The sequence below is a fragment of the Vibrio sp. 14N.309.X.WAT.E.F5 genome (assembly GCF_030397615.1).
Classification (GTDB): domain Bacteria; phylum Pseudomonadota; class Gammaproteobacteria; order Enterobacterales; family Vibrionaceae; genus Vibrio; species Vibrio lentus.
Map to the genome: position 1 here is coordinate 1 of NZ_JAPNXR010000029.1, position 23,967 is coordinate 23,967.

Annotated in this window: 24 protein-coding genes and 1 riboswitch; of the genes, 7 read left to right on the forward strand and 17 right to left on the reverse strand. The window is 43.6% G+C overall.

Features of this window, described 5'->3' with window-relative positions; all coding sequences use genetic code 11:
• The first annotated feature begins 564 nt into the window (after window positions 1-564).
• A complete protein-coding gene (locus OW495_RS21730; protein WP_004736687.1) occupies window positions 565-1,017 on the forward strand; it encodes an RNA-binding protein in 453 nt (150 codons plus the stop codon).
• On the opposite strand, the gene murI is transcribed toward OW495_RS21730, so the two are convergent.
• The 3 genes from murI to OW495_RS21745 are packed head-to-tail and all read right to left on the reverse strand — an operon-like array spanning window position 980 to window position 4,411.
• A complete protein-coding gene (gene murI / locus OW495_RS21735) occupies window positions 980-1,786 on the reverse strand; it encodes a glutamate racemase (protein ID WP_198599792.1) in 807 nt (268 codons plus the stop codon). The two genes, OW495_RS21730 and murI, sit on opposite strands and share 38 nt — an antisense overlap.
• Window positions 1,787-1,846: 60 nt before the next feature.
• Window positions 1,847-2,512, reverse strand: a complete 666-nt coding sequence (locus OW495_RS21740; RefSeq protein ID WP_102513688.1) for an ATPase — start codon at window positions 2,510-2,512, stop codon at window positions 1,847-1,849.
• Between the two features lie 48 nt (window positions 2,513-2,560).
• A complete protein-coding gene (locus OW495_RS21745) occupies window positions 2,561-4,411 on the reverse strand; it encodes a TonB-dependent receptor (RefSeq protein ID WP_102513687.1) in 1,851 nt (616 codons plus the stop codon).
• A 39-nt stretch (window positions 4,412-4,450) separates the two neighbouring features.
• Window positions 4,451-4,656, reverse strand: a riboswitch (cobalamin riboswitch).
• Window positions 4,657-4,811: 155 nt separating this feature from the next.
• Between OW495_RS21745 and trmA the strand changes: the two genes are divergently transcribed.
• Window positions 4,812-5,921: a tRNA (uridine(54)-C5)-methyltransferase TrmA gene (trmA, locus tag OW495_RS21750; protein WP_102513686.1), complete on the forward strand. Its 1,110-nt coding sequence runs from the start codon at window positions 4,812-4,814 to the stop codon at window positions 5,919-5,921.
• A gap of 74 nt (window positions 5,922-5,995) precedes the next feature.
• Here the strand turns inward: trmA and OW495_RS21755 are convergent, their stop codons facing one another.
• Window positions 5,996-6,367 carry a YijD family membrane protein gene (locus OW495_RS21755; protein WP_004736696.1) on the reverse strand — a complete coding sequence of 124 codons (372 nt, stop codon included), beginning with the start codon at window positions 6,365-6,367 and terminating at the stop codon, window positions 5,996-5,998.
• Complete coding sequence (gene fabR, locus OW495_RS21760) at window positions 6,367-7,008, reverse strand: HTH-type transcriptional repressor FabR (RefSeq protein ID WP_004736697.1); 642 nt, start codon at window positions 7,006-7,008, stop codon at window positions 6,367-6,369. Before fabR ends, OW495_RS21755 begins: the two co-directional genes overlap by 1 nt.
• A 327-nt stretch (window positions 7,009-7,335) precedes the next feature.
• Between fabR and sthA the strand changes: the two genes are divergently transcribed.
• Window positions 7,336-8,736, forward strand: a complete 1,401-nt coding sequence (gene sthA / locus OW495_RS21765; RefSeq protein ID WP_102513685.1) for a Si-specific NAD(P)(+) transhydrogenase — start codon at window positions 7,336-7,338, stop codon at window positions 8,734-8,736.
• Window positions 8,737-8,920: 184 nt separating this feature from the next.
• On the opposite strand, the gene dinF is transcribed toward sthA, so the two are convergent.
• The 4 genes from dinF to OW495_RS21785 all read right to left on the reverse strand — a co-directional run bounded on the left by dinF (window position 8,921) and on the right by OW495_RS21785 (window position 12,447).
• The gene (dinF, locus tag OW495_RS21770; RefSeq protein ID WP_198599791.1) at window positions 8,921-10,276 is read right to left on the reverse strand and encodes an MATE family efflux transporter DinF; all 1,356 of its coding nucleotides are present in this window, start codon (window positions 10,274-10,276) and stop codon (window positions 8,921-8,923) included.
• A 117-nt stretch (window positions 10,277-10,393) separates the two neighbouring features.
• On the reverse strand, window positions 10,394-11,272 hold the full coding sequence (locus OW495_RS21775; protein ID WP_065104271.1) for a class I SAM-dependent methyltransferase: 879 nt from the start codon (window positions 11,270-11,272) through the stop codon (window positions 10,394-10,396).
• Window positions 11,273-11,369: 97 nt separating this feature from the next.
• Complete coding sequence (gene lexA / locus OW495_RS21780; protein ID WP_017104719.1) at window positions 11,370-11,990, reverse strand: transcriptional repressor LexA; 621 nt, start codon at window positions 11,988-11,990, stop codon at window positions 11,370-11,372.
• A 94-nt stretch (window positions 11,991-12,084) separates the two neighbouring features.
• Window positions 12,085-12,447: a diacylglycerol kinase gene (locus tag OW495_RS21785; RefSeq protein ID WP_029223652.1), complete on the reverse strand. Its 363-nt coding sequence runs from the start codon at window positions 12,445-12,447 to the stop codon at window positions 12,085-12,087.
• 219 nt (window positions 12,448-12,666) lie between these two features.
• On the opposite strand from OW495_RS21785, the gene plsB reads away from it, so the two are divergent.
• A complete protein-coding gene (plsB, locus tag OW495_RS21790) occupies window positions 12,667-15,090 on the forward strand; it encodes a glycerol-3-phosphate 1-O-acyltransferase PlsB (protein ID WP_065104273.1) in 2,424 nt (807 codons plus the stop codon).
• 103 nt (window positions 15,091-15,193) lie between these two features.
• Here plsB and ubiA read toward each other — a convergent pair whose 3' ends face one another.
• Window positions 15,194-16,048: a 4-hydroxybenzoate octaprenyltransferase gene (gene ubiA, locus OW495_RS21795; protein ID WP_017111731.1), complete on the reverse strand. Its 855-nt coding sequence runs from the start codon at window positions 16,046-16,048 to the stop codon at window positions 15,194-15,196.
• Window positions 16,049-16,588 carry a chorismate lyase gene (locus tag OW495_RS21800; protein ID WP_165689586.1) on the reverse strand — a complete coding sequence of 180 codons (540 nt, stop codon included), beginning with the start codon at window positions 16,586-16,588 and terminating at the stop codon, window positions 16,049-16,051.
• Between the two features lie 162 nt (window positions 16,589-16,750).
• Between OW495_RS21800 and OW495_RS21805 the strand changes: the two genes are divergently transcribed.
• Entirely contained in the window at window positions 16,751-17,158 is a 408-nt protein-coding gene (locus tag OW495_RS21805) for a flagellar basal body-associated protein FliL (protein WP_017111730.1), read from the forward strand.
• Between the two features lie 88 nt (window positions 17,159-17,246).
• Here OW495_RS21805 and glpG read toward each other — a convergent pair whose 3' ends face one another.
• From glpG to ftsY, 6 genes are all read right to left on the reverse strand, one after another.
• Window positions 17,247-18,089 carry a rhomboid family intramembrane serine protease GlpG gene (glpG, locus tag OW495_RS21810; protein ID WP_065112025.1) on the reverse strand — a complete coding sequence of 281 codons (843 nt, stop codon included), beginning with the start codon at window positions 18,087-18,089 and terminating at the stop codon, window positions 17,247-17,249.
• Window positions 18,090-18,130: 41 nt separating this feature from the next.
• Window positions 18,131-18,451 carry a thiosulfate sulfurtransferase GlpE gene (gene glpE, locus OW495_RS21815; protein WP_017104726.1) on the reverse strand — a complete coding sequence of 107 codons (321 nt, stop codon included), beginning with the start codon at window positions 18,449-18,451 and terminating at the stop codon, window positions 18,131-18,133.
• 416 nt (window positions 18,452-18,867) lie between these two features.
• Window positions 18,868-19,725 (reverse strand): RNA polymerase sigma factor RpoH, encoded by an 858-nt coding sequence (gene rpoH / locus OW495_RS21820; RefSeq protein ID WP_029223651.1) that lies wholly within the window; start codon window positions 19,723-19,725, stop codon window positions 18,868-18,870.
• A gap of 177 nt (window positions 19,726-19,902) precedes the next feature.
• A complete protein-coding gene (gene ftsX / locus OW495_RS21825; RefSeq protein ID WP_029223650.1) occupies window positions 19,903-20,871 on the reverse strand; it encodes a permease-like cell division protein FtsX in 969 nt (322 codons plus the stop codon).
• Window positions 20,858-21,535, reverse strand: coding sequence for a cell division ATP-binding protein FtsE (ftsE, locus tag OW495_RS21830; RefSeq protein WP_004736585.1), 678 nt, complete (start codon window positions 21,533-21,535; stop codon window positions 20,858-20,860). The genes ftsX and ftsE overlap by 14 nt, the downstream gene beginning before the upstream one ends.
• Before the next feature lie 77 nt (window positions 21,536-21,612).
• Window positions 21,613-22,854 (reverse strand): signal recognition particle-docking protein FtsY, encoded by a 1,242-nt coding sequence (ftsY, locus tag OW495_RS21835; protein ID WP_289888353.1) that lies wholly within the window; start codon window positions 22,852-22,854, stop codon window positions 21,613-21,615.
• A 230-nt stretch (window positions 22,855-23,084) separates the two neighbouring features.
• On the opposite strand from ftsY, the gene rsmD reads away from it, so the two are divergent.
• Together rsmD and OW495_RS21845 are read left to right on the forward strand one after the other, a co-directional pair.
• Complete coding sequence (gene rsmD / locus OW495_RS21840) at window positions 23,085-23,687, forward strand: 16S rRNA (guanine(966)-N(2))-methyltransferase RsmD (RefSeq protein WP_017104730.1); 603 nt, start codon at window positions 23,085-23,087, stop codon at window positions 23,685-23,687.
• Between the two features lie 10 nt (window positions 23,688-23,697).
• Entirely contained in the window at window positions 23,698-23,964 is a 267-nt protein-coding gene (locus OW495_RS21845) for a DUF1145 domain-containing protein (protein ID WP_009848233.1), read from the forward strand.
• Window positions 23,965-23,967 lie beyond the last annotated feature (3 nt).

A 23,967-nucleotide genomic window follows, 5' to 3' on the forward strand; every position in this document is an offset into this window, starting at 1 on the left:
ATGTAATTCTAAAGCTATTACCATTCCAACAGAATGGTAATGAATTGACTGTGCCAAATAACCGAAGTTATTCGTATTGGTCACTCAGTTCATTGAAATCAATTTTGTTACCGAAGTAACTGTCATTACCTAAGTAATAACGCTTTGATATTCATCAACGAGTGCCCACACAGATTGATAGGTTTAAATTGTTAAAGAGCGCTAGCGTTTTGTGATTTACATCTCAGTCACTAGGGGTGCGTACTATACCTGCACCACTTAGAGAGTCAAGGGTTATTTTCAACTCCTTTTTCTCTACCGATTTCGCTGTGTGACTTTCGTCTCACTCCGTGTCGGTGAGGCGGCATTATAGAGAGATCGACATAGAGCACAAGGGCTTTTTTGAATAAAAGTTTTGTTCGCCTAAAAAGCCACCAGATCCGCATTTTTCGAATAAAAACTAAACATTTGAGACGTATCACAGCAATACATTGGCAAAATGGAAACCATGAACGTAAGATTCATGTATCTATTTTGTTAAGAGTAGATGCGTCTATTTCGTTTATTAATATGTAGTATTCCGATATGAACTCAAAAAAATCGATGTTGTTAATTGTCGCACTAGCTGTTCTAGGTGGCATTGTTTTCTCTCAGGTAGATATATCGCCTGCAATTACCTTTATCCTTGGTGTCTTGGCTTCCGCTTTTGTTGTTAACTTTTCAAGCACCGACTCAAAATCAGATTCAGAACCTAAGGCATCAACAAAAACACTTTATGTAGGTAACCTTCCATACAAAGCGAATGAGTCACACGTACGTGAATTATTCTCAGAGTATGGTGAAGTCTTTGCAGTACGCTTAATGAAAGACAAACGTACTGGTAAAAGAAGAGGCTTTGGATTTGTCGTAATGGCTAGCAATGATGTGAATCATGCTATTTCAGAACTTAACGATAAAGATTACATGCAACGAACTTTAAAAGTGCGAGTTGCAAATGATCCTAAACATCCAGAAACGGACGAAGCTGAACTGAGCTAAATCCTAACTGCTTTAACATGCTATTTAGTGCACTTTCTTTCTTAGGAAGTGCACTACAAAAAACCTCACGCACTCCCCCTTCTTTATTAATGCTTTCCAAACCCAACAAATCTTGAACCCGCTTAGCTATCGCTTTACCAGAATCTATCAGCACTACGCTTTCACCTAATACTTGTTGAATCTCTGATTTGATCAGAGGGAAATGAGTGCATCCTAATACCGCTACATCAACCATGTTGATCATCGGTTGAAGAATTTGATGCAGCTCTTCAAGGTTAATCGCCTCGCCTCTGAGTTTCTCCTCAGCCATATCCACCAGCCGAGTAGAACCTAAAAGTTCGACTCTTTTATTACTTGAGAAGTTTTTGATGAGCTCGTGTGTGTATTCACGAGTAATCGTTGCGGGAGTAGCAATGAGACCCACGGCTTTATTGGCAAGTAGGGATGCAGGCTTGATTGCCGGAACAACGCCAACAATTGGGATTTGATTATTAGCGCGGAGTGTAGGCAATACAATCGTACTTGCGGTATTACAGGCTATTACTACGATATCAATAGCGTGGCTTGCCACAAAACTGGCGACGATGCTTTGGACTCTGCGAACAAGGACTTGTTGATTGAGTTCACCGTATGGGTAAGCCTCGTTATCGAATACATAAGTATAGTTATGATTCGGTAGTAACTGGCTTATCTCTTTATATACAGATAGGCCACCCACTCCAGAATCAAAGACCAGTATATTTTTTTGCAGACTATCCGACACAACGATTACCTATAATAAGTTTCGCTGCAATGATACTCCTTCGCTTAGTTTTCGCCAATCCTCACTCTATATAATGCAAGCTTGATAACGTTGATGAACAAAGCGATCACCCTGCTCTACATTTTCCAGCTCTATCTTAAGCTTTCCTTTAAAGCATGGCGCTGACGTTACTAAGGTATGGAACTCGCCATCTTCGCCACATGGATCGACATGACTCGGTAAACTGTCTATTAGCTCAAGCGTGTATTCTTTCCCGCAATAGCTCATGTCCAATGCATCGCTATCAACTGTGACGAGAAAGGTGTCGATTCCTCTGTCTATTATTTCACTCGCAAGTGCCTGACTGCTCTCTCCCATTAGAGGAAATACACATTCCCAACCCGCAGGTTCTATATAACTTCTTCGGTAATCAGCAATGCCATTGCAAAACATATCGCCGAATGCCACGGCATCGATAGATAAACCAGAGCCTTTAAGCGCCGTAACAATGGTACTTTGATAGATCTCATTACTAGGAAACACTTCCGGAAGTTCAATCGTGATTAATGGCAAACCGACTAATTGCGCCTGCATGGCAACAACATCAATCGGAGTCACTTGGAAAGGAACTTCATCTCCAACATATGTCGTATAGAGAGCAACAACTTCACATTCGGAGCTTTCAAGTAGACGCTCTAGCGTTAATGTCGAGTCTTTACCTGACGACCAACTTATGACGACTTTCTTTTTCATTCATATACCCAATAAGAAAAAACCGCCCTGAGGCGGTTTAGGTGTAAATTAGAATTGGTAAGAAGCTGATACGAAGTACTCACGACCAGGTGTCGCGTAACCGCTATACATTTCATAGTCTTTATCGAATGCGTTACTCAGTTTTCCTTTCACCTTTAGATCTGCCGAAACTGCGTACTCAGCAGTAAAGTTCCAAAGGCTGTAACTTGCCAATCGCGTCGTCCCGTTAAAGCGTTCGCCTTGATAAAGGTACTGAGAGCCTAAGATCCAATCACCAAATTCAGCAAAAGCGTTCCACTTAGCACCTTGTTTGGAACGGTATGCTAATTGTTGTTCTTTACCATTAGATTTATCTACTGGATCTTTCCAGTCTAAGTAGAACTGATGTGTAACAATTGAGGTGTCAAAACCTAAGCCCAGTTCAACTCCTTTTATTTCAGCCTCTCCAATATTAGTCATACCTGAGCCTTGCCACATCAACATGTTATCAATCTTGTTGATGAAACCAGTAATCGACCAATCTAAATAAGAATGTGAACCTTCTAGCGTTAGCTCTGTGTTTTGAGAATCTTCTGCTTTTAGATTAGGAGCTTCGTAACCCGGGTAATATAAGTCTAAAAAAGTAGGTGCTCTGAAGGCTGTACCATGGCTTGCTTTAATCTCATAGTTATCAAGGAACGTCCAACCCGCCGCAGCTTGCCACGTGGTGTTGTTTCCATATTGGCTGTTCTCATCATTTCGAGCACTTGCTTCAAGTGTCCAGCTATCTATGGTGTATTGACTAATAACACTTACACCATAGTTTTCACGAGGGTTTTCTTCAGGTTTGTAGTAACTAGAGCCTGTATATCCTTCATCTAACTCTTCACGTCGATAATCTAAACCACCACCCAAAGCCAACTGCTCGTTTACTCGGTATGAATTCAACCAAGCAGCATTGATTTGGTTAATCGATGTGATACCGCCACTCTTCTTACTCTTACCTACAATATAATCGTAGTTGTCTTGCTCTGCATAAGTAAGATCTAAGGTTGAAGTGAGGTTATCTTCGTTATAAGCCAAGTTTGTATTGATTGAGCGAAATTCAGTTCGGCCAACTTTTTCTTCATGTCGAGCAGGCCCCCAAGGAGAAGCGGTCGAACTATTGTCGTACTCACCTTCATTGTCGTAAGCCACAACATTAACAAAAGCATTAACGGTCTTAGTTAGCTGATTTTGGTAGCCGATATTTACATTGTATGACTCAAAACCGTGTTCATCACCATCATTGATACCCTCAATCGGCTTAACATTAAACCCATCATCTTTTTCATAACCAACAACAGCTTTAATATGTTGGCTTTCATCAATCTTATGCAGAGCAGCTAAAGAGGTTACATAATGATTGTTTGTACCATACCCGCCATACACTTTAACGGCATTTTCATTCACATCGGCTCTGGTAATAATATTGATCACACCAGAAATCGCTTCTGAACCATAGATCGAGGCACGAGCACCACGAATGAATTCAATTCTTTCAATTGAGTTAACTGGCAAAGAATTAAAATCAACACCACCCATCATAGCTCTTGGTAAGCGGGTACCATCCATTAGAACTAGTACTTGAGAAGAACTACCTCCTCGCACATAGAACGAGGCTGTTTGCCCACGACCACCATATTGAGCAACTTCAACGCTTGGCAACGTTCGAAAAACTTCAATAAGACTATTTGCTTGAAGTTTTGAAATATCTTCTTTGGTAACGACAACAGTTTGAGCTAATACAGCACCGTCAACTTGCTCAAAACGGTTAGCCGTAACCACCATGGTTTCGTCAGTAGATGCTTCTTGGGCGTGTAAATTGGAGATAGGTGAAAGCAGCGATGCTACAGCAACCGCTAAAAGGGATTTGTTCATGTTGTGATCCTAAATCGCGTAAATTCCTACCAAACCACATTGTATGGTTTAGCTACTGGCAGGTATTCGGACTCAAGAGCACAACCTTATGGTTTACCTCATATTCGACTTCCCACAAAAAGCTATTTGCAGTGTCTTGTGAATATTCGTTCTCTTTTACCGCTGCGCGTCAGTTCTGGATTCACACCAGATTCCCTCTTCAGCCATCTATACATCCAAATGGCACCAGCTTGCGGGAGATAGTATTAACCTATGAATCATTTGTCTAGTCTAAGATAGTTATAAGCTATAGTTTTCATGCTCGATTTACATTGAATAGCTCTCAACACTGGACAAGCGCCTGTGATTGAATAAAATCTGCGCTCTTGATTTAAAAGCACGACAGCAAAAAGGCATAACAATGGCGAATTTAGATGTAAACCCGCAACGCTACCAAGAACAACTAGCAGAAAAGACTGAGCGTCTTACTGAGATGTTCTCACAATACGATGTGCCTGAGTTGGAAGTGTATGAATCTCCAGAACAACACTACCGCATGCGTGCTGAATTTCGCGTGTGGCATGAAGGTGACGATATGTATTACGTCATGTTCAATCAAGAGACCAAAGAAAAATACCGTGTAGACCAGTTTCCAGCAGCAAGCCGTCTTATCAACGACTTAATGCCTCTATTAACAGATGCAATGAAAGAGAACCACTCTCTACGCCACAAGCTATTCCAAGTGGATTTTCTTTCTACGTTGAGTGGTGAGATTTTGGTATCACTGCTTTACCACCGTCAATTGGGTGAGCAATGGATTCAAGATGCTAAAGCACTGAAACAGCAATTGAATGATGAAGGTTTTAACCTAAACCTGATTGGCCGTGCGCGTAAGATGAAAATCGTCCTTGATCGCGAATACGTCATTGAAAAGCTAGATGTGAATGGTGACAGCTACATCTACCAACAAGTAGAGAACAGCTTTACTCAACCAAACGGTAAAGTAGCAGAGAAAATGCTTGAGTGGGCTGTCGACTGTACTCAAGACAGCAAAGGTGACTTGCTAGAACTTTACTGTGGTAACGGTAACTTCTCATTAGCGCTGGCACAAAACTTTGAGCGTGTACTAGCAACTGAGTTAGCGAAGCCATCTGTTGAATCTGCTCAATACAACATTGCGGCGAACAAGATTGATAATGTTCAGATTATTCGTATGTCTGCGGAAGACTTTACCGTAGCAATGGAAGGTAAGCGTGAATTCCGCCGTCTGCAACAAGCAAACATCGATCTGAAGAGCTACAACTGCAACACTATCTTTGTTGATCCACCGCGTTCAGGCATGGACGTTGATACTTGTAAGATGGTTCAAGGCTACGAGCGCATCATGTACATCTCTTGTAACCCTGAGACATTGAAAGAGAACCTAGACATTCTAAGCGAAACACACGACATCACTCGTTTTGCTCTATTTGACCAGTTCCCTTATACGCACCACATGGAAGCCGGTGTATTCCTAGAGCGTAAAGCATAAATCTCGCTCTCTAGGTCGCACAGCAGATACAAAAAAACGAGCCAATTGGCTCGTTTTTTTATTTATACGTTGGTTTAAGCGGTTTTACCGATAAAACCTAGCTTCTTACCTACCCAAGCGAGCAGTAACATAGCGACAATAATCGCAAAGAAGTTTGAACCTGCATCAGGGTGTTGTGCTTTCACAAAAGCCGAGTGGCCAAATGCACCTACAAAGAAACAAGCTAAACCCACTAACGGAATATCTTCAGATACTGGATTAGTTAGGTATTCTTGGTAAAGCGCTTGTACAGCCAAAACTAAAGCAATCAGCGGGAAAATAGAGAAGCCCACTTCGCTCATTGTTACCCAAGATAACAATGCATCACCACACACACCTGCAACAACAGCAAGTACGAGTGTCTTTCTTTCAGAACCACGGTTTACAGTATTATTTTCATTCGACATTATTCAATCCCGCCTTTTAATCGGTTACGTTCACGTTCTTTACGATACCAAAAAGCCCCTTTGGCCATCATTCGCAATTGCATGATCAAGCGATCAGCCAGTTCATCTCGCTGACGTCGATCTAAATCTAATGCTTCTGCCCCTGAGTTAAAGACTAAGATGACGGAGGCTTCAGCTTGAGTAAAAGCTTCATCTCGTGTCATGCCAGTCGTTATCAAATATTCGGTTAACTCAGCAGAGAAGTGCTGTATCTCACGAGCTACCGCTGCACGAAACTCAAATGAAGTTCCGGAGCGCTCTCGCAATAACAGTCTGAATACGTTTGGGCTGCTTTCAATGAATTCCATAAAGGTTTCAACCGATGTGCGAATCACACTGCCTTCTTTTACTATGCGTTGCCTAGCTTGTCGCATTAGCTGGCGCAATAGTAAGCCACCTTCATCAACCATAGTTAAGCCAAGCTCATCCATGTCTTTGAAATGACGATAAAAGGAAGTCGGTGCTATTCCAGCCTCACGAGCGACTTCTCTCAAGCTTAGATTGGAAAAACTACGATCAGCACTGAGTTGGCTAAATGCCGCATCGATTAAGCTACGACGAGTTTTTTCTTTTTGCTGTGCGCGAATGCCCATTGGTTTCATACTTTATCAACATCTTCTTTTACAGCCTAAACAGGCATGTCTAATACTCTCTTCAATATAACGCGAATCACTTATTTATATAAGGCACTCTGGTTATATAAGACACTCAACATACCTCTTTGTTCACGTACCGAAGTAAATACGTTCGAATAAAAAATTTCAATCTCCACACTGTCATTTGGAGACATACGACATACCAAATATTATTTTTTCGATAACACTGCGTGATCCCACCGACTCTCTGATGTCCTTTTCATGTACCCAAGAACAGAATCAGTTAAAATCTCGCTAAAGCAATGTTAATCAAATATAACAAGGAAGATATCTATGCCACACTCCAACCACTTTGATGTAATCGTAATTGGTAGTGGCCCCGGAGGCGAAGGGGCAGCGATGGGATTAACCAAAGCCGGGTTGAACGTTGCAATCATTGAAAAAGAGAGCAGCGTTGGTGGTGGTTGTACTCACTGGGGAACCATTCCTTCAAAAGCACTGCGTCATGCCGTGAGTCGTATTATTGAATTCAACAGCAACCCGCTGTTTTGTCAGAACAACAAAAGCATTCACTCAACCTTCTCCAACATACTGGGTCATGCTAAATCAGTCATCGATAAGCAAACTCGACTGCGCCAAGGTTTCTACGATCGCAACCAATGCACACTGGTATTTGGTACTGCGCGTTTTATCGATACCAACACCATCTCGGTTTTACAAAGCGATGGTACTGAAGAACATTACAGTGCAGACAAGTTTGTTATTGCGACAGGTTCACGTCCTTACCAGCCAGATAACGTCGACTTCCTACACGAACGTATCTACGACAGCGATTCTATTCTTTCTCTTAAACACGACCCTCAACACATCATCATTTATGGTGCCGGCGTTATCGGTTGTGAGTACGCGTCGATTTTCCGCGGCTTAGGCGTAAAAACCGATCTCATCAATACTCGAGACCGCTTACTGTCATTCCTAGACAATGAAACTTCAGATGCGCTTTCTTACCACTTCTGGAACAGTGGTGTCGTAATTCGTAACGATGAAACCTTTGAGAAAATTGAAGGTACTGATGACGGTGTAATCATTCACTTAGAGTCTGGTAAGAAAATGCGTGCTGATTGCCTACTGTATGCCAATGGCCGAACAGGTAACACAGACAAGCTCAACCTTGGTGCCGTCGGCTTAGATGCGGACTCTCGTGGACAAGTATCAGTCAACAGCAACTACCAAACCAGTATTAGCCACGTTTATGCCGTGGGTGATGTGATTGGCTACCCTAGCCTAGCAAGTGCTGCCTATGACCAAGGTCGTTTCGTGGCTCAAGCAATAGTGAAAGGCGAAGCGGAAGGCCACCTGATTGAAGACATTCCAACGGGCATCTACACCATTCCTGAGATCAGCTCTGTAGGTAAAACAGAACAAGAGCTTACCGCGGCTAAAGTACCTTATGAAGTGGGACGATCTTCATTCAAGCACTTAGCTCGCGCTCAAATCGCAGGTAAAGATATTGGTAGCTTGAAGATACTTTTCCATCGTGAAACTAAAGAGATTTTAGGTATCCACGTGTTTGGTGAGCGTGCCGCTGAAATCATTCATATCGGACAAGCGATTATGGAACAAAAAGGCGAAGCCAACACCATCGAGTACTTTGTGAATACCACCTTTAACTATCCGACGATGGCCGAAGCTTATCGCGTCGCAGCGCTTAACGGACTTAACCGTTTGTTCTAAACAAAGAACAATAGGACTATTTGACCACCTATAGGCCAAATACATAAACAGCAAGCCATGAGCTTGCTGTTTTTATTTAAATCACTGAATTACATGGCTATGTGAGCAATTAGATCATGATGTTCTAAATACCCTTTTACCTGCACAGCTTCTATTTATCGCTCCCTGAACTAAGCTATCTAAGCTAAGCGAGAAACTCTCCATTCTTCCACTGAGAAATAAATAAAACACCAAGACCAATCCCTCGCATCGCCATAAAGCTCAACATTGCTAGCCACAGCGCATGGTTTTCTAAACCTGATGCTAAGTAGAAAATCGCAAAGAAACTGCAGGTCGCAACAAACATACTGTTACGCATATCTTTGCCTTTAGTTGCGCCCACGAAGATACCGTCCAACAAGAAGCACCACATAGAAACAAGCGGCATCGCAATCAACCACGGTAAATAAACTTCAGCCTGAGTCTTAACTGCTGGGATTGTGGTGATCATATTAATCAAGCTAGACCCAGCAATCGCGAACACTATGGTCAGTACCAAACAAATATTGAAGCTCCAGAAGAAAGTACCGATCAATGACTGATTTAACTCTTCTTTGTCTTTCGCGCCTATCGCCTTACCTACCATCGCTTCCATTGCATAGGCAAAACCATCCATCCCATAAGAGATGATCATCAAGAAACTCATGAGTACCGCATTGGCTGCCACCACATCATCACCAAAGCTTGCACCTTGGAAAGTCATAAAAGTGAAAGTGGCTTGCAGACATAATGAACGAAGAAAGATATCGCGATTCAGCTTTACGAAGCGACTCAAGCCTTGGCTGGTTTTCTTAAGCAGCTCCCATGGGGATGGCAGTTGCCTCTTCATCCAGATTCGATAAACACAAATTAAGCCAAACGTTAGACCCGCATAATCCGCTATCACTGATGCCAACGCAGCGCCTTCAACTTGCCAGCCGAGGCCAATCACAAATACGATATCTAAAACGATGTTGGTGATATTAGTAATGATCACCATCCACATGGGTGCTTTGGCATTTTGGGTTCCGAGTAACCAACCTAACAGCACAAAGTTAGTCAACGCAGCAGGCGCACTCCATGCTCGGATGGAGAAATATTGCTGACCATAGTGCTTCACTTGGTCACTGGCACTACTCAGAGAGAAAACCGCATCCGCAACGAAGCTGTGCAATAGCAAAAAGACACCAGCAAACCCTAAGGCCATGGTCACGCCTTGCACAAAGACTAAACCAAGTTGCTTACCATCGTTCGCCCCATAAGATTGCGCAGCCAGTCCAGTCGTCGACATTCGTAGGAAACCAAGCAACCAAAAGGTCACGCTGATCATAGTCCCACCCAAAGCGACACCACCTAAATACCAAGAATGCTCTAAGTGACCGATAACCGCAGCATCGACTAAACCCAGTAGAGGAACCGTAATATTGGAAAGAACCATCGGGATCGCGAGCAACAGCACTTTCTTGTGCATCGCTTGATTGGATAGCGTTTGAAAAATAGTTTGGGGATTAAATAGCTTCACGATCACCTCTTTGATTAGAGGCGATAGTTTAACCTAGTGAGTGTGCTTTCACTATGTTGTGTACTTTGTATATTGGTTAGCTTTTACCAAACTATCTGTTGATAGAAGAAGCTAGCGCTACCACTTAACGAGTACTAATTGAGGCGTTAAACGCTTTTTAAGCTGAGAAATTTTACACAACAATCGCTGCCACAACTTCCAACGGTTACATTGCTGCTCTAATGGTGAAAATGACTTAACCCATTGCGCCCATGGCAACCAATTAAGAACACTGTCTATTGGTGAAGACAACCCGTGGGCATACTCACCAGATCCTAGCTTCTGCCCCAGCGTACTTGAGCTCTTATCTCCGGCCAATACTAAGCAGGCGTGGGCATGAGTAAAATAACGACTGAGAGACTGAATAAAATGTGCCGTCTGCTGTTCGTTGCAATCAAGCAGAGCATGTTCACACACCACCATCACTGAGGCTTGCTCTGGAATGTTCAATTCATCGAGCCACGTAAGATCGTCAACCGAGCCACATTCCAAACGATAGCGTTCATTTTTGTGGAACAAGCGTTGGCGCCAAACTAAGTTCTCTGTGACATCCAATTCAACCCAATGACAACGGCCATTATCTAAACGGTAGAAACGCGTATCAAGCCCGGCACCAACATTAATGATCCAAGCATCTGGGTTATGAGATAAAAACTGCTGTACCTGAGAATCGCAAAGCTGAGTCAATGTTGCGTAGAGAAGTTGCTGTTGGTCGAGTTCACCGGTAAGACATTCAGGCGCTAGTTGGCAACGCTTGCAGGCTTGAGCTGCAATAGGGTCATAAACTAAGCCATCATCGGCAAGACTTTCGCGACTGCGAAACCAAAGGTGTTGAACAAGATTGGTCGGAACTTGAAATTCTTGATGTGCAGACCCTCGATCAGAAGAAGCCTTTTGATCAGAGGAGCGCGGCTTACGAACAAGCGGCTTCATTTGAGGTTTGGTTGGGTTTGGCATCATCATCTTCCTTGTATCTCGACAAAGAAGATGATAATGAATATCAATTACAATAACAAGTTATTGAGAATAAATATCAATAAGCTGCTTGTAATGACTACATCCAGTCCGTGTTACGAATAATACCAACCGCAAGCCCTTCAATAGACAAGTGTTGGGATTCTAAGTCCACGTGAATTGGAGAAAACTCTTCATTTTCAGCATGTAACAGAACGGTAGAACCTTTGCGCTCTAGGCGTTTTACTGTTACATCATCGTCAACACGAGCAACGACAACTTGTCCATCACGCACATCTTGTGTTTTATGCACGGCCAGTAAATCGCCATCCATAATACCGATGTCTTTCATACTTTCGCCATTTACGCGAAGTAAGAAGTCAGCTTGTGGCTTAAACATACCTGGGTCAACTTGGTAATGCATTTCTACATGCTCTTGAGCCAAAATAGGCTCGCCAGCAGCAACCTGACCGATTAATGGTAAACCTTGCTCTTCGTTCGCTGCATCTTCAAGCAAAATACGAATACCGCGAGACGCACCCGGGATAATCTCAATCGCTTCTTTACGAGCAAGAGCTTTCAAATGTTCTTCTGCTGCATTAGCAGAACGGAAGCCTAGTTCACGTGCAATTTCTGCGCGTGTCGGTGGCATACCGAAATCGTCAATCTTACTTTTGATAAGATCGAAAACTTGTTGTTGGCGGGGCGTTAACGGCTTCATGATTCACCTGTCTTTTTATACAGTTGACTGTGAGTATATCCAGTAACCGAACAAAAGCAAAGCAATTGGTTGTTTTTAGTTCATTTTTCAAAAATCACAAAAATAAAATGTCTAGCCAAACATAACCCGCCAAACCTAAACAGACAAAAACTGCAGCAGAACCGGCATCTTTAGCCATGCCCGCTAGCTCATGATGTTCACTGCCAATCCGATCAACGACCGCTTCAATCGCCGTATTGATCAACTCGACCACGACCACTAATACAACAGCAGCAATCATTAAGATGCGCTCTACCTGGCTCACATCTAAGTAGAACGCCAGTGGGATTAACACCGCTGCCATAAATACTTCTTGGCGAAATGCCGCCTCGTTTTTAAATGAGCTAGTGATGCCTTGCCATGAAAAGCCTGCTGCTTTCACTATGCGTTTGAATCCGGTGTTTGATTTTTTGCTCATTTTTAACCCTATACTCAATCAGTCGATGAATGATTTTAAACAAACTTAACGGCAATATGACTATTTCCATTAAAAGGTTAGACCAGTTTCTGGTATTCTTGCATCGATTAAATTTACGCCTAGGCTTATCCCTATTTCACTCACAGGATTTATCCTTTCATCATAGAAATAGAGATACGCTTAAGCACATTGAAATAACTATTGAGGCAGTGAACCTATATGTCTTCTGGACAATCTTTTTCACGTTCATTAATGAAGCTACCTTTATCCGTTTTGGTAAAGGGCACATCAATACCTTCGAATCCGGTTGAGGATTTGAACATTGATTTAGGCAAACCGATTGTATACGCCTTACCATTTCGCTCAAGTGTCGACCTACTTACGCTGCAAAAGCATGCGCTGGAATTGGGCTTACCCGATCCTTTTAGCAAGCTTGAAATAAACGGTAAATCACTGCAACGCTTCGTGTTCATCTCTTCACGCAAAACACTGCTGCAAGATGATGACTATGTACCAAGCTCTTCAATTGAAGTTTTCTCTGAGCTGCTTTCACTGCATGCTGAAGACTCAGAGCTTGATGTTCAAGTTATCCCAGCAACTGTCTTGTGGGGACGTAAACCAGGTAAAGAGAATAACCAGAAACCTTACCTACAAGCAATGAACGGCTTAGAAAAATCAAAAGCTGTATTGCTGGCTGGTCGTGACTGTCTGGTTCGCTTTAGTCCGGTTGTCTCTCTACGCTACATGGCCAACTCTCACGGCACTGATAGCACTATCGCGCACAAGCTTGCTCGCGTGGCGCGCATTCACTTCTCTCGTCAAAAGCTTGCAGCATCAGGTCCTAACCTGCCAAGCCGCCAAGCTCTGTTCGACCGCCTGCTAAAGTCAGAAGCTATCAAAAAGGCGATAGAAGACGAAGCTGAAGCAAAAAATATTTCCATAGAGAAAGCGAGCAAAGAAGCTCAGGACATCATGGATGAGATCGCAGCTAACTTCTCTTACTCGCTGATTAAACGCGGTGAGAAGATTCTTGGTTGGTTGTGGAATAAGTTGTACCAAGGCCTGCATATTAGCAACGCTTCAACGGTTCGTAAGCTAGCTCAAGACGGCCACGAGATTGTTTACGTGCCTTGTCACCGCAGCCACATGGATTACTTACTGCTTTCTTATGTGCTTTATCATGAAGGCATGGTGCCTCCGCACATCGCTGCGGGTATTAACCTGAACTTCTTCCCTGCCGGTCCTATTTTCCGTCACGGTGGTGCGTTCTTTATTCGTCGTAGCTTCAAAGGCAACAAGCTTTACTCAACGATTTTCCGTGAATACCTAGCCGAACTGTTCGCTAAAGGTTACTCGGTAGAGTACTTCAGTGAAGGTGGTCGTTCTCGTACGGGTCGTCTACTGCAAGCGAAAACGGGCATGCTAGCGATGACCATTCAAGCCATGCTGCGCGGTATGAACCGTCCTGTTACTTTGGTTCCTGTGTACATCGGTTATGAACACGTAATGGAAGTGGCGACTTACGCCAAGGAACTTCGTGGTAAACGCAAAGAGAAAGAGAATGCGAGCCTTGTGATTCGTACTCTACGTAAGCTGCGCAACTTTGGTAAAGGTTATGTGAACTTCGGTGAGCCGATACAACTTAACCAATACCTGAACGAGCACGCACCGGAGTGGACTAAAGACATCGATCCAATGGGCACCAGCAAACCACAATGGATGAATCCTGTGGTTAACGATCTGGCGACTAAGATGATGACGCACATTAACGATGCAGCAGCGACGAATGCACTGACACTCTGTGCGACCGCGCTACTCGCTTCTCGACAGCGTGCATTGTCTCGTGATTCTCTGGTTTCTCAAATCAACTGCTACCTGTCTCTGCTTAAGAACGTACCCTATTCGGATACATTCACTGTGCCTAAAGACAGCGCTGAAGACTTAGTCAAACACGCAGAGTCATTGAACAAGTTCTTGATTGAATCAGACACGATGGGCGACATCATTTCACTTGATCGTCACCAATCCATTCTGATGACTTACTATCGTAATAACATCATCCACTTGTTTGCACTGCCATCACTGATTGCTCAGATGACAATTCGCCAACGTGGTATCTCAATTGCGACCATTCAGAAGAATGTTGCTGCGATCTACCCGTTCTTGAAGAAAGAACTGTTCTTAAGCTATGACGAAGATCAGCTTGAAGACGTGGTTGCGAACATCATCAATGAGCTAGTCAGCCAAGGTATGATTGTCGTTTCTGACGGTGAAGTAACGATCAACCAATCAAACAGCCAAGCACTGATGCTGTTAGGTCGCACGATTTCAGAGACTTTACAACGTTACTCAATTGCGCTGAATCTGTTGGCAGAAAACCCTGATCTTGATAAATCTGATCTTGAGCAGAAGAGCCAAGACATCGCGCAACGACTAGGTCGTTTGCACGGTATCAATGCGCCAGAGTTCTTCGACAAAGGTGTATTCGCATCGATGTTTGCGACACTGAAACAGCAGCAATATCTTGATAACGATGGTAACTGTGATTTAGAAAAGACTCAGCAGTTCGCTAAGCTTCTTTACTCGATGCTTTACCCAGAAGTGCGTCTGACTATTCAAGAAAGTATTCACCAAGCAGAGTAACCTCTTGGTATACCGTGAATCTCTGTTCAAGGTTTGATTGACCACGATCGAAAAAGGCACCCAATGGGTGCCTTTTATTTGGAACGGATTCAATGACCAAAACTTACCAGAAAGTAATGAATAAACCTGCTGTCACTGCCATTCCAACATAGTTGTTGTTTAGGAAAGCTTGGAAACATAAGTCTCGGTCACGATGACGCATCAAATGTTGTTGATACACAAACAAGCTACCTGCCACCAACAATGCCCAATAGAAGGTATCACCCAGCTGGTAATGCATACCTAGCGCAATCAACATCGCCAGTGTCACTAATTGTAAGAAGCCAACGATAAGCTTGTCGAAGCGGCCAAATAAAATAGCGGTCGATTTGATGCCAATTTTAAGGTCGTCATCTCGATCCACCATCGCATATTGCGTGTCGTAGGCTATCGTCCAAAGCGCATTAATCACGAAAATAAACCACACTACATTTGGCAGTTCATTGGTTTGAGCAGCCCACGCCATTGGAATCGCCCAACTAAAAGCTAACCCAAGAAACAGTTGTGGGAGATGTGTAAAACGCTTCATGAAAGGATAGATAAAGGCTAAGCCAACACCGATAACAGAAAGCTTAATCGTCAGCGGATTCATGGTTAACACCAACAAGAATGAAACCACCGCCAAGACTAAGAAGAGTAATATCGCTTCTTTACTGGAAACTAAACCTGAAGGTAATGGGCGCTGCTTAGTGCGTTTTACATGACCATCGACTTTGCGATCGGCAAAGTCATTGATCACACAGCCTGCCGAACGCATCAACACGACGCCAAGTACGAAAACAACCAAGACATCAAAATCTGGCATGCCTTGCGCAGCAATAATCAGAGACCATAAGGTCGGCCAAAGGAGTAATAAGGTACCAATTGGGCGATTCATTCGCGTTAACTGCCAATACGCTTTCGCTTTGGTGGCCAGCATTTACACATTCTCCTTAGAGTAAATTGGGGCTGTGGGTAAAAACAACTCTGCCACAAGCATTGGCTTATGGTTCATCCATAATCGAGAGCGGCGAGCGAGCAATCGCTCATCGCCTGCAATAACCCATCCGACTTGCAGCGCATCTCGCTTCACGTTCTCCGCGCTGAAAACCGTTAAACCAAGCGGGACATTACCTTGTTGAGAAAGGTCAGAATGCTGATCGTCTAGCGTGACTCTGGGAATTAGGGTACGACCTAACACCCACGGGGTATCATCACCTTTTAAAATCACTTTACGCAATAAGCAATCAAACGATGATAAAAGATGTTCCTCGTCTTGTTGTAGCCTTGAGCGTTCTACAACTTGGTTATGAAGCAACTCAACAGACAGGTGCTGACAGCTCTTGCCCAACTTACGGGAAAGAGAACCTTGCTCCATCAGCCACTCTTTGGTGGTTTCATTAGGAAAATCAAATGTTTCTGTACTTTGCCAATCTACATTCATTAACGAATTAAGATACAGCGATATTGGCTGATTCATACTAGTATTCAATAGGTGACTTTACACGTACAATAAAGCTTCAACTTTCGAACAAAATTAAAGCGTTCTTCGAATTGTAAACGTATTTAGATTTAGACCGCTCATTGTAACAAGACTAATGCGTTTCGAATATCGCGAATAAACTAAAGAAAAGTCACAAATATGCACAAACGTTATGTAGCCCAAATATTTCTTGCGATTAGCCTTCTTTTTTCAGCATCAAGTTTTGCAGAGGAAGAGTCTGGGCCTAAACTCGCCTACTTCACACTAGAGCCAGACCTCACTACCAATTTTTACACTAAAGGTAAAAATCTCGGCTACATTCAGGTACGTCTCGACATCATGGTAGCAAATAGTGATGACCTAGCGGCCATTGAACATCACCAGCCTTTGATTCGTGATGCGGTGATTGAATTACTTGGTAAACAAAACGAAGAAACCATTAAATCTTTGTCTGGTCGTGAAGATTTAAGAAAAAGCCTAGTTGAGCACCTCAACAAGATTCTACTTCCGGAAACAGGCAAAACGATCATTGCTGACTTACTGTTTACTAAATACCTCTACCAGTAACAGTCATTACTACTAGATTCCCAATAAAAAAGCGGCCATTGGCCGCTTTTTTGTTTTTATCGTTTCTCTATCAATGAGAGATCATCATTTAACTTCTTGCTGAGCTCGGCGCTTTCATTGCATCAATAAAACCAATGATCACACCAGCCGCTAAACCAGCTAGATGTGCAGTATTGGCGATGGCCATGAACGGCTGCATATAACCTAAGACTAACCACACCAACATAAAGCCGACGATTTGTCTTGGAATACCTAAGCCAAGCTGAGGTGCTTTTGCACCCACTACCCACAAATAACCGACCAACGCATACACCACGCCAGAAAGACCACCAAAGTTTGCTCCCTCAACCCAGTATTGTCCGGCTCCTGAAAGTGCAGAAGACACAGCAAAGATCTGAAGCAGTTTGAGACCGCCTAACTTTTTCTCTATATCTCCGCCCAGTTGCCACCACCACAAGATATTGAACGCGATGTGCATAACAGAGAAATGCAAAACAGCGTGACTTAACCAGCGCCAAAGCTGCCACTGTTGTCCATCAACCGCAGGAAAATGTAAGGCGTTAAAAATAGCCTGACCAAAACCTATCTGCTGCAGAGCAAAAATAACGACACATACCAGCATGATACTGAGTGTCACAGGGCCTGCTTTTGCTTTTATCATGCCCATGAAGCTCGGGGTGTGATAATGAAAGTTGCTCTTTCTGGTTTCTGCCATATCCCAAGACGCCGCTTGGTAGCGTTTATGGTTTGGCTCAGACAGGAAACGATTGAGCTCTGATTCCGTCTCGACCTGATACTGACCATCCGTCAGCCAAAGAGCAAAACGCCCCTCACCTTCAGGAGACATTTGAATAGGGATCTGGCGAGAAGCCATGTAATCAATAAATGCTTGAGCAAGACGCGGGTTGTCTAACACCATCAGTCTAATCATTATCACTTCCTATTCATTCTACTGAGAAACGTTTAACGCAACTAACCAGCGTTCACTGGAAGTTCTGCGCGATGCCAGGCTTCAAACCCACCATCAACACTATATACCTCTTCAAAGCCTTGGTTCACTAAATATTGTGCAGCGCCTTGGCTACTGATGCCGTGATAGCACATCACCAAAATAGGCTGTTCAAACTCAACTTCATCCATGAACGACACCATCGTATCGTTCGTTAGGTGATAAGCGGTTTTAGAGTGAGCGACCGCAAAAGACTGCGGATCGCGGATATCGACAAGTCGAGCTTCACCTTGCTCTATAAGGGCTTGAGCACCTTTAACATCGATATGTTTAAACTGGTCCATGACTTTCTCTTTTATGCTGATTTACTTTGCTGCCATTGTAACCTATCCCAAGGCTAACAATCACATCCACTTAATAAGGTTATCCACCAGCGATCACTTTTACACCGATTGTGGATAAACCTGTGAATTGCGTGAATAAAGTGGTTTTTGGAAAATGGATCCACAACATATAGTAATGATCCTGATCTAACTGTGGGTTACTTAAAACATATCCCCACACCAAAAACCCTTCCAAAGCCTTACTACACCCTGCTTTTAGACAGCTGACGAATAAACTTCTCACAGAGTTATCCACAAAATCGCAATGCAAATATCGATCGCAAAAGTTGAGAATTCGATCCAAAACAAAAAGGCCGAGATCTCTCGATCTCGGCCTTTTCAAATTCTAACTTTTTATGCTGCTGTTAGTTTAGTGCTTAGAAGTCGCCAACGGCTTGTTTCAACTTCTTCATGGCATTCTTCTCTAACTGACGTACACGCTCAGCTGAGATGCTGTAGGTATCCGCTAAGTCTTGAAGGGTCGACTTGTTATCATCCAACCAACGTGAGCGCACAATGTGCTGGCTGCGTTCGTCTAAGCTCTTCAAGGCGAGCCCTAAACGATTATTGGTATGAGATTCCCAGTTAGCCGCTTCAACCGTTTCAGCAACGTCTGACGCTTTGTCTTCTAGGTAGTAAACCGGAGCCGTGTAAGCAGAACCGCCTTCGTCGTCATCCATTGGAGCTTCAAAGGTCGCATCTTGTGCCGCTAAGCGAGATTCCATTTCACGAACTTCTGAAGGCTCAACGCCCAGTTCACGCGCAACAGTCTCAACTTCACCATTATTGAACCAACCTAAACGCTTCTTAGATTTACGCAGGTTAAAGAACAGTTTGCGCTGTGCTTTGGTTGTCGCAATCTTAACGATACGCCAGTTACGCAGTACATATTCGTGAATCTCAGCTTTGATCCAGTGAACAGCAAAAGAAACCAGTCGAACACCCACTTCAGGGTTGAAGCGCTTCACCGCCTTCATTAGGCCGATGTTACCTTCTTGAACGAGATCAGCCATTGGCAGCCCGTAGCCAGAATAGCCTCTTGCAACGTGCACCACGAATCTTAGGTGTGAAAGGATCAAACCTTTCGCAGCATCGATCTCACCTTTGTAATGTAATCGCTCTGCAAGTCCACGTTCCTCTTCAGGCGTCAGCATTGGGTAGCTGTTCGCTGAGCGGATATAGCTATCTAGGCTATCTTGTGTGACTAAAGCCATTTGATACGATTGGTTTGCCATTCGGTTCCTCATCAATCTCTGATCTGGAGTAATATATCTATTAAAACCCGACAATCTTGAACCTAAAATGAACAGGATTCAAGAAGGGGGAAGTAATTATGCATAATCAATTCGTCTATACAAGGTAAAAACTGATTAAAAAGTGCCTATTTATCGTCTAAATATGACTCTATTCAACTAAACAGGTTCAATTTCTTTTAGGTGGCGCTGTGCGGAAAGCTTCGCAGCCACGCTACCTAATAGGGTTCCAACGATCAAAAGCAGTAACGATTCGTCCCAACTTAAGCCAATCAGTCTGAAGTGACTATCGTAAAGCTGAGCTAAATCATCAACAGCACTATTCAGTAAAACAGTAATCAGCGCCGTCATTACCCAAGCGCAGATAGCGCCTAACACACCAAACCACATTCCAGAATATAGGTATGGGCGTAAAATGAAGCTATCGGTAGCACCAATCAGCTTCATGGTTTGAATCTCTTCTTTATGCGCCAACACATTAAATCGTAATGTATTGCCAATAATCAAAAACACAGCGCCCAGCATAAGCACGGTTAATGTAATCACGATGACGGCCGCCAGTGCTTTGATCGCATCTAGCCTTGCAAGCCAATCTTCGTCTAAACGAACATCGGTCACGAGCTCTTGCTTCTTAACCTTGCTCGCCAATTCTTTGATTTGCGTGTCGTTGTGTACACTTGGCGTAATCACCAATACACCAGGCAACGAGTAATCATCTAAAATCGTCAGTGCATCATCAAAACCAGAGTACTTGCTCAGATCAGCAAGGCCTTGTTGTGGTGAAATGTATTCAACCAACTCAACTTGATCCCAACCTTCTATCTCATCTTTAAGCACTATCACTCTCGGCTCAGGAATTCCATCCTCGACGTAAGCACTGATTTGTGACGGACTAGTGACGTCTTTAGCTACCTCTCCAACGTTTTTACCTAATAGATATAAACAGGCAGGCATAGCCAAGGCCATAGAAATAACAGCCAGCGTCAACAGGTTGCCGATTGGGCGTTGCCACATTTGCGAAAAAGATGATTTGGCTTGTTTCCAATGAACAACAAAAAAGCCGTCACTAGCAGCACGGCTAGTGGCTCGGTTAGATTGAGGTTTTTTAATGCGCTTATTCGCGGCCATAGTCTTCAACCTCACTCAAAAAGCCTTGGTTTAATTCAAGATGACGGTATTGAGGGCGAGTGTTCACTAACCCGATATCATGCGTCGCTAGGATGATCGTAACACCCGCGCGATTGAACTCTTCAAATAAACGCAGGACACGGTTCGACAATTCAGGGTCTAGGTTACCGGTAGGCTCATCCGCTAAAAGCAGAGTTGGACGATTAACCACAGCGCGAGCAATACCCACGCGTTGCTGCTCACCACCAGAAAGCTGGCTTGGCAAACAACGAGCTTTGTCTAGTAAGCCGGTTTTATCCAACGCAGCACTAACTCGGCGCTTTATTTCATTTTCAGAAATAGATTCAATACGCATAGGCAGTGCGACGTTATCAAAGATAGAACGATCCATCAGCAGGCGATGGTCTTGAAAGACTATCCCAATATTACGGCGTAAAAAGGGAATGTCTTTGGCTGGTATACGAGTGATATCGTGGTCGTTAAACCAAACGCGGCCATCCGTTGGACGCTCAATGGCGCAAATCAACTTCAGCAAGGTACTTTTACCAGCACCGGAGTGCCCGCCTAAAAATGCCATCTCTCCACGCTTGAGGTGAAAGTCCACTTTTTGGAGTGCCTGGCGTCCGCCTCGGTAGGCTTTACTCACTTGCTGAAATTTGATCACCGAAAATTCCTCTTACGATCACTCATATCAAACTTAAAACGGTAGCAGGTTAAGGATAAACCACTTTGCTACACGAGTTACTCTTCACGACTAAATAGTGCTTCAATAAAGTCTTTCGACTCAAATGGACGTAGGTCATCAATGCCTTCGCCCACACCAATGTAACGAATTGGAATCTGGAACTGGTCAGCAATTGAGAAAATCACACCACCTTTCGCCGTACCATCGAGTTTAGTTAGCGTAATACCCGTTACCGGCGCTACTTCGCTGAATAGTTTCGCTTGGCTGATCGCATTCTGACCAGTGCCAGCATCTAACGTAAGCATGATTTCGTGCGGTGCAGAGTCATCAATCTTCTTCATTACACGAACAATCTTGCGGAGCTCTTCCATCAAGTTGCTCTTGTTCTGCAAACGACCTGCAGTGTCAGCAATCACGACATCAACACCACGCGCTTTAGCGGCTTCGATAGCATCGTAGATAACAGAAGCACTGTCTGCGCCAGTATGTTGAGCAATCACAGGAACGTCATTACGTTGTCCCCAAACTTGAAGTTGCTCTACAGCTGCTGCACGGAAGGTATCACCAGCCGCCAGCATCACTTTTTTGCCTTCGCCTTGGAATTGTTTCGCCAGCTTACCGATAGTGGTCGTCTTACCCACACCGTTCACACCCACCATTAAGATAACGTAAGGTGTTTTAGTGGTATCAACAATCAGTGGCTGTTCCACTTGGCTTAGGATTTCTGCCATCTCTTCTTTGAGCAGACCATATAGAGCTTCACCATCTTTTAGGTCATTGCGAGATGCTTTTTCTGTCAGGTTTTCAATGATCTTAACGGTAGTATTCATACCCACGTCAGCGATCAGAAGTTGCTCTTCTAACTCTTCAAACAGATCATCATCGATTTGTTTGCCTTTGAATAAGCCAAAGAAGCCAGCACCGATATTGGCTTTTGTGCGACTTAGGCTGCGCTTAAGACGCGCAAAAAAGCTTTCTGTTGGCTTTTCTTGAACTTCTTCAATCTTAGTTTGAAGAACAACAACGTCTTCCTGTTCTGCTTCTGCTTCTGCTTCTGCTTGGACAGGTTGCTGCTCTTCTTGAGTCTCTTCAAGTGCTTGATCTGATTCAGCAAGCTCAGATTCAACTGACTGAGTTTCAGTTGGCTTAGCTACTTCAGCTTCAGTCTCGACTTGTGATTCAACTTCAGTTTGCTCTTCAACGTTTTCTACGTTCGCTTCATTCTGAGTTTTTGGGCTTTGTTCTTCTTCACCAAAACCAAGCCACGATAATAATCCGCGCTTCTTTTTTTCCGTCATCAGAGGAGTTTCCTAGATCTACTAATTAACTGCATTGACTTAATGCACGTCGACTCTTTGCTATTGTTATACAATACAAGCTTGTACAAACGAATAGTAAAGAAAAATGACAAAGCAGTGATAAGTTTGCTTTTAGCTTGATACACTTTGTCATTGCAAATTTATTTAATACCCGATCCCAACTAAATTGGGCTCGGTATAGTATCACTTTATTAGCGGTCAAAAAATCTATGGTAAGACGTCGCCAGCAAAACACATCACAAAAAAAGCCATCCGGAGGCTTTGTTCGAATTATTAGTGGCTCATGGAGAGGTAGAAAACTGCCCGTACATGACTTAGAAGGCTTACGCCCGACCATTGATCGAGTAAAAGAGACTCTCTTTAACTGGGTAGCACAAGATATCCCACACTCGACCTGCTTGGATGTATTTGCCGGTTCTGGTGGCCTAGGTTTTGAAGCGGCTTCTCGCCAAGCAAAATTAGTGACGCTACTAGAAATGAATCAGAAGGCCGCTAAGCAGCTTGCTGATAATGCAAAAGAGCTCAAAGCAGACAACATCAACGTAGTGAACACCGATGCGATCTCTTTCCTCAAAAAGCCGGGTACTCCTTACGATATGGTCTTTCTTGATCCTCCATTTCGTAAAGGCTTATTAGCTGAAACTGTGGAGCTTCTTGAGAGCAATGGCTGGCTTGCCGACAATGCCATCATTTACGTTGAGACAGAAAAAGAATTACAACTCGAAGCAATGCCAGAGAACTGGGAATTGCATCGCGATAAGACCACGGGGCAGTCGAGCTACCGTCTGTTTAATCGAACCACTGAAGAATAGGAGTTATTGAATGAAGTTCTTGCTTCCATTAGCCAAAGCGGCCATCGCCTTTGTTTGGTTTATCTTAATCGCAAATATTTTCTACCCATTCCCAGGTAATGCTGCGATTGCGCTTTATATCATGACAGCATTCTTGTTCTTCATGCACGGCCTGCAGATGCTGATCTTTATCGGTGCTTTCGGCGATAAGATCGAAATGTCACGTTGGGAGAAGTGGTCAATATTGATTTTCGGAGTCTTTGCCCTACTCGATATCCGACGCAAACACATGATGTAGTCG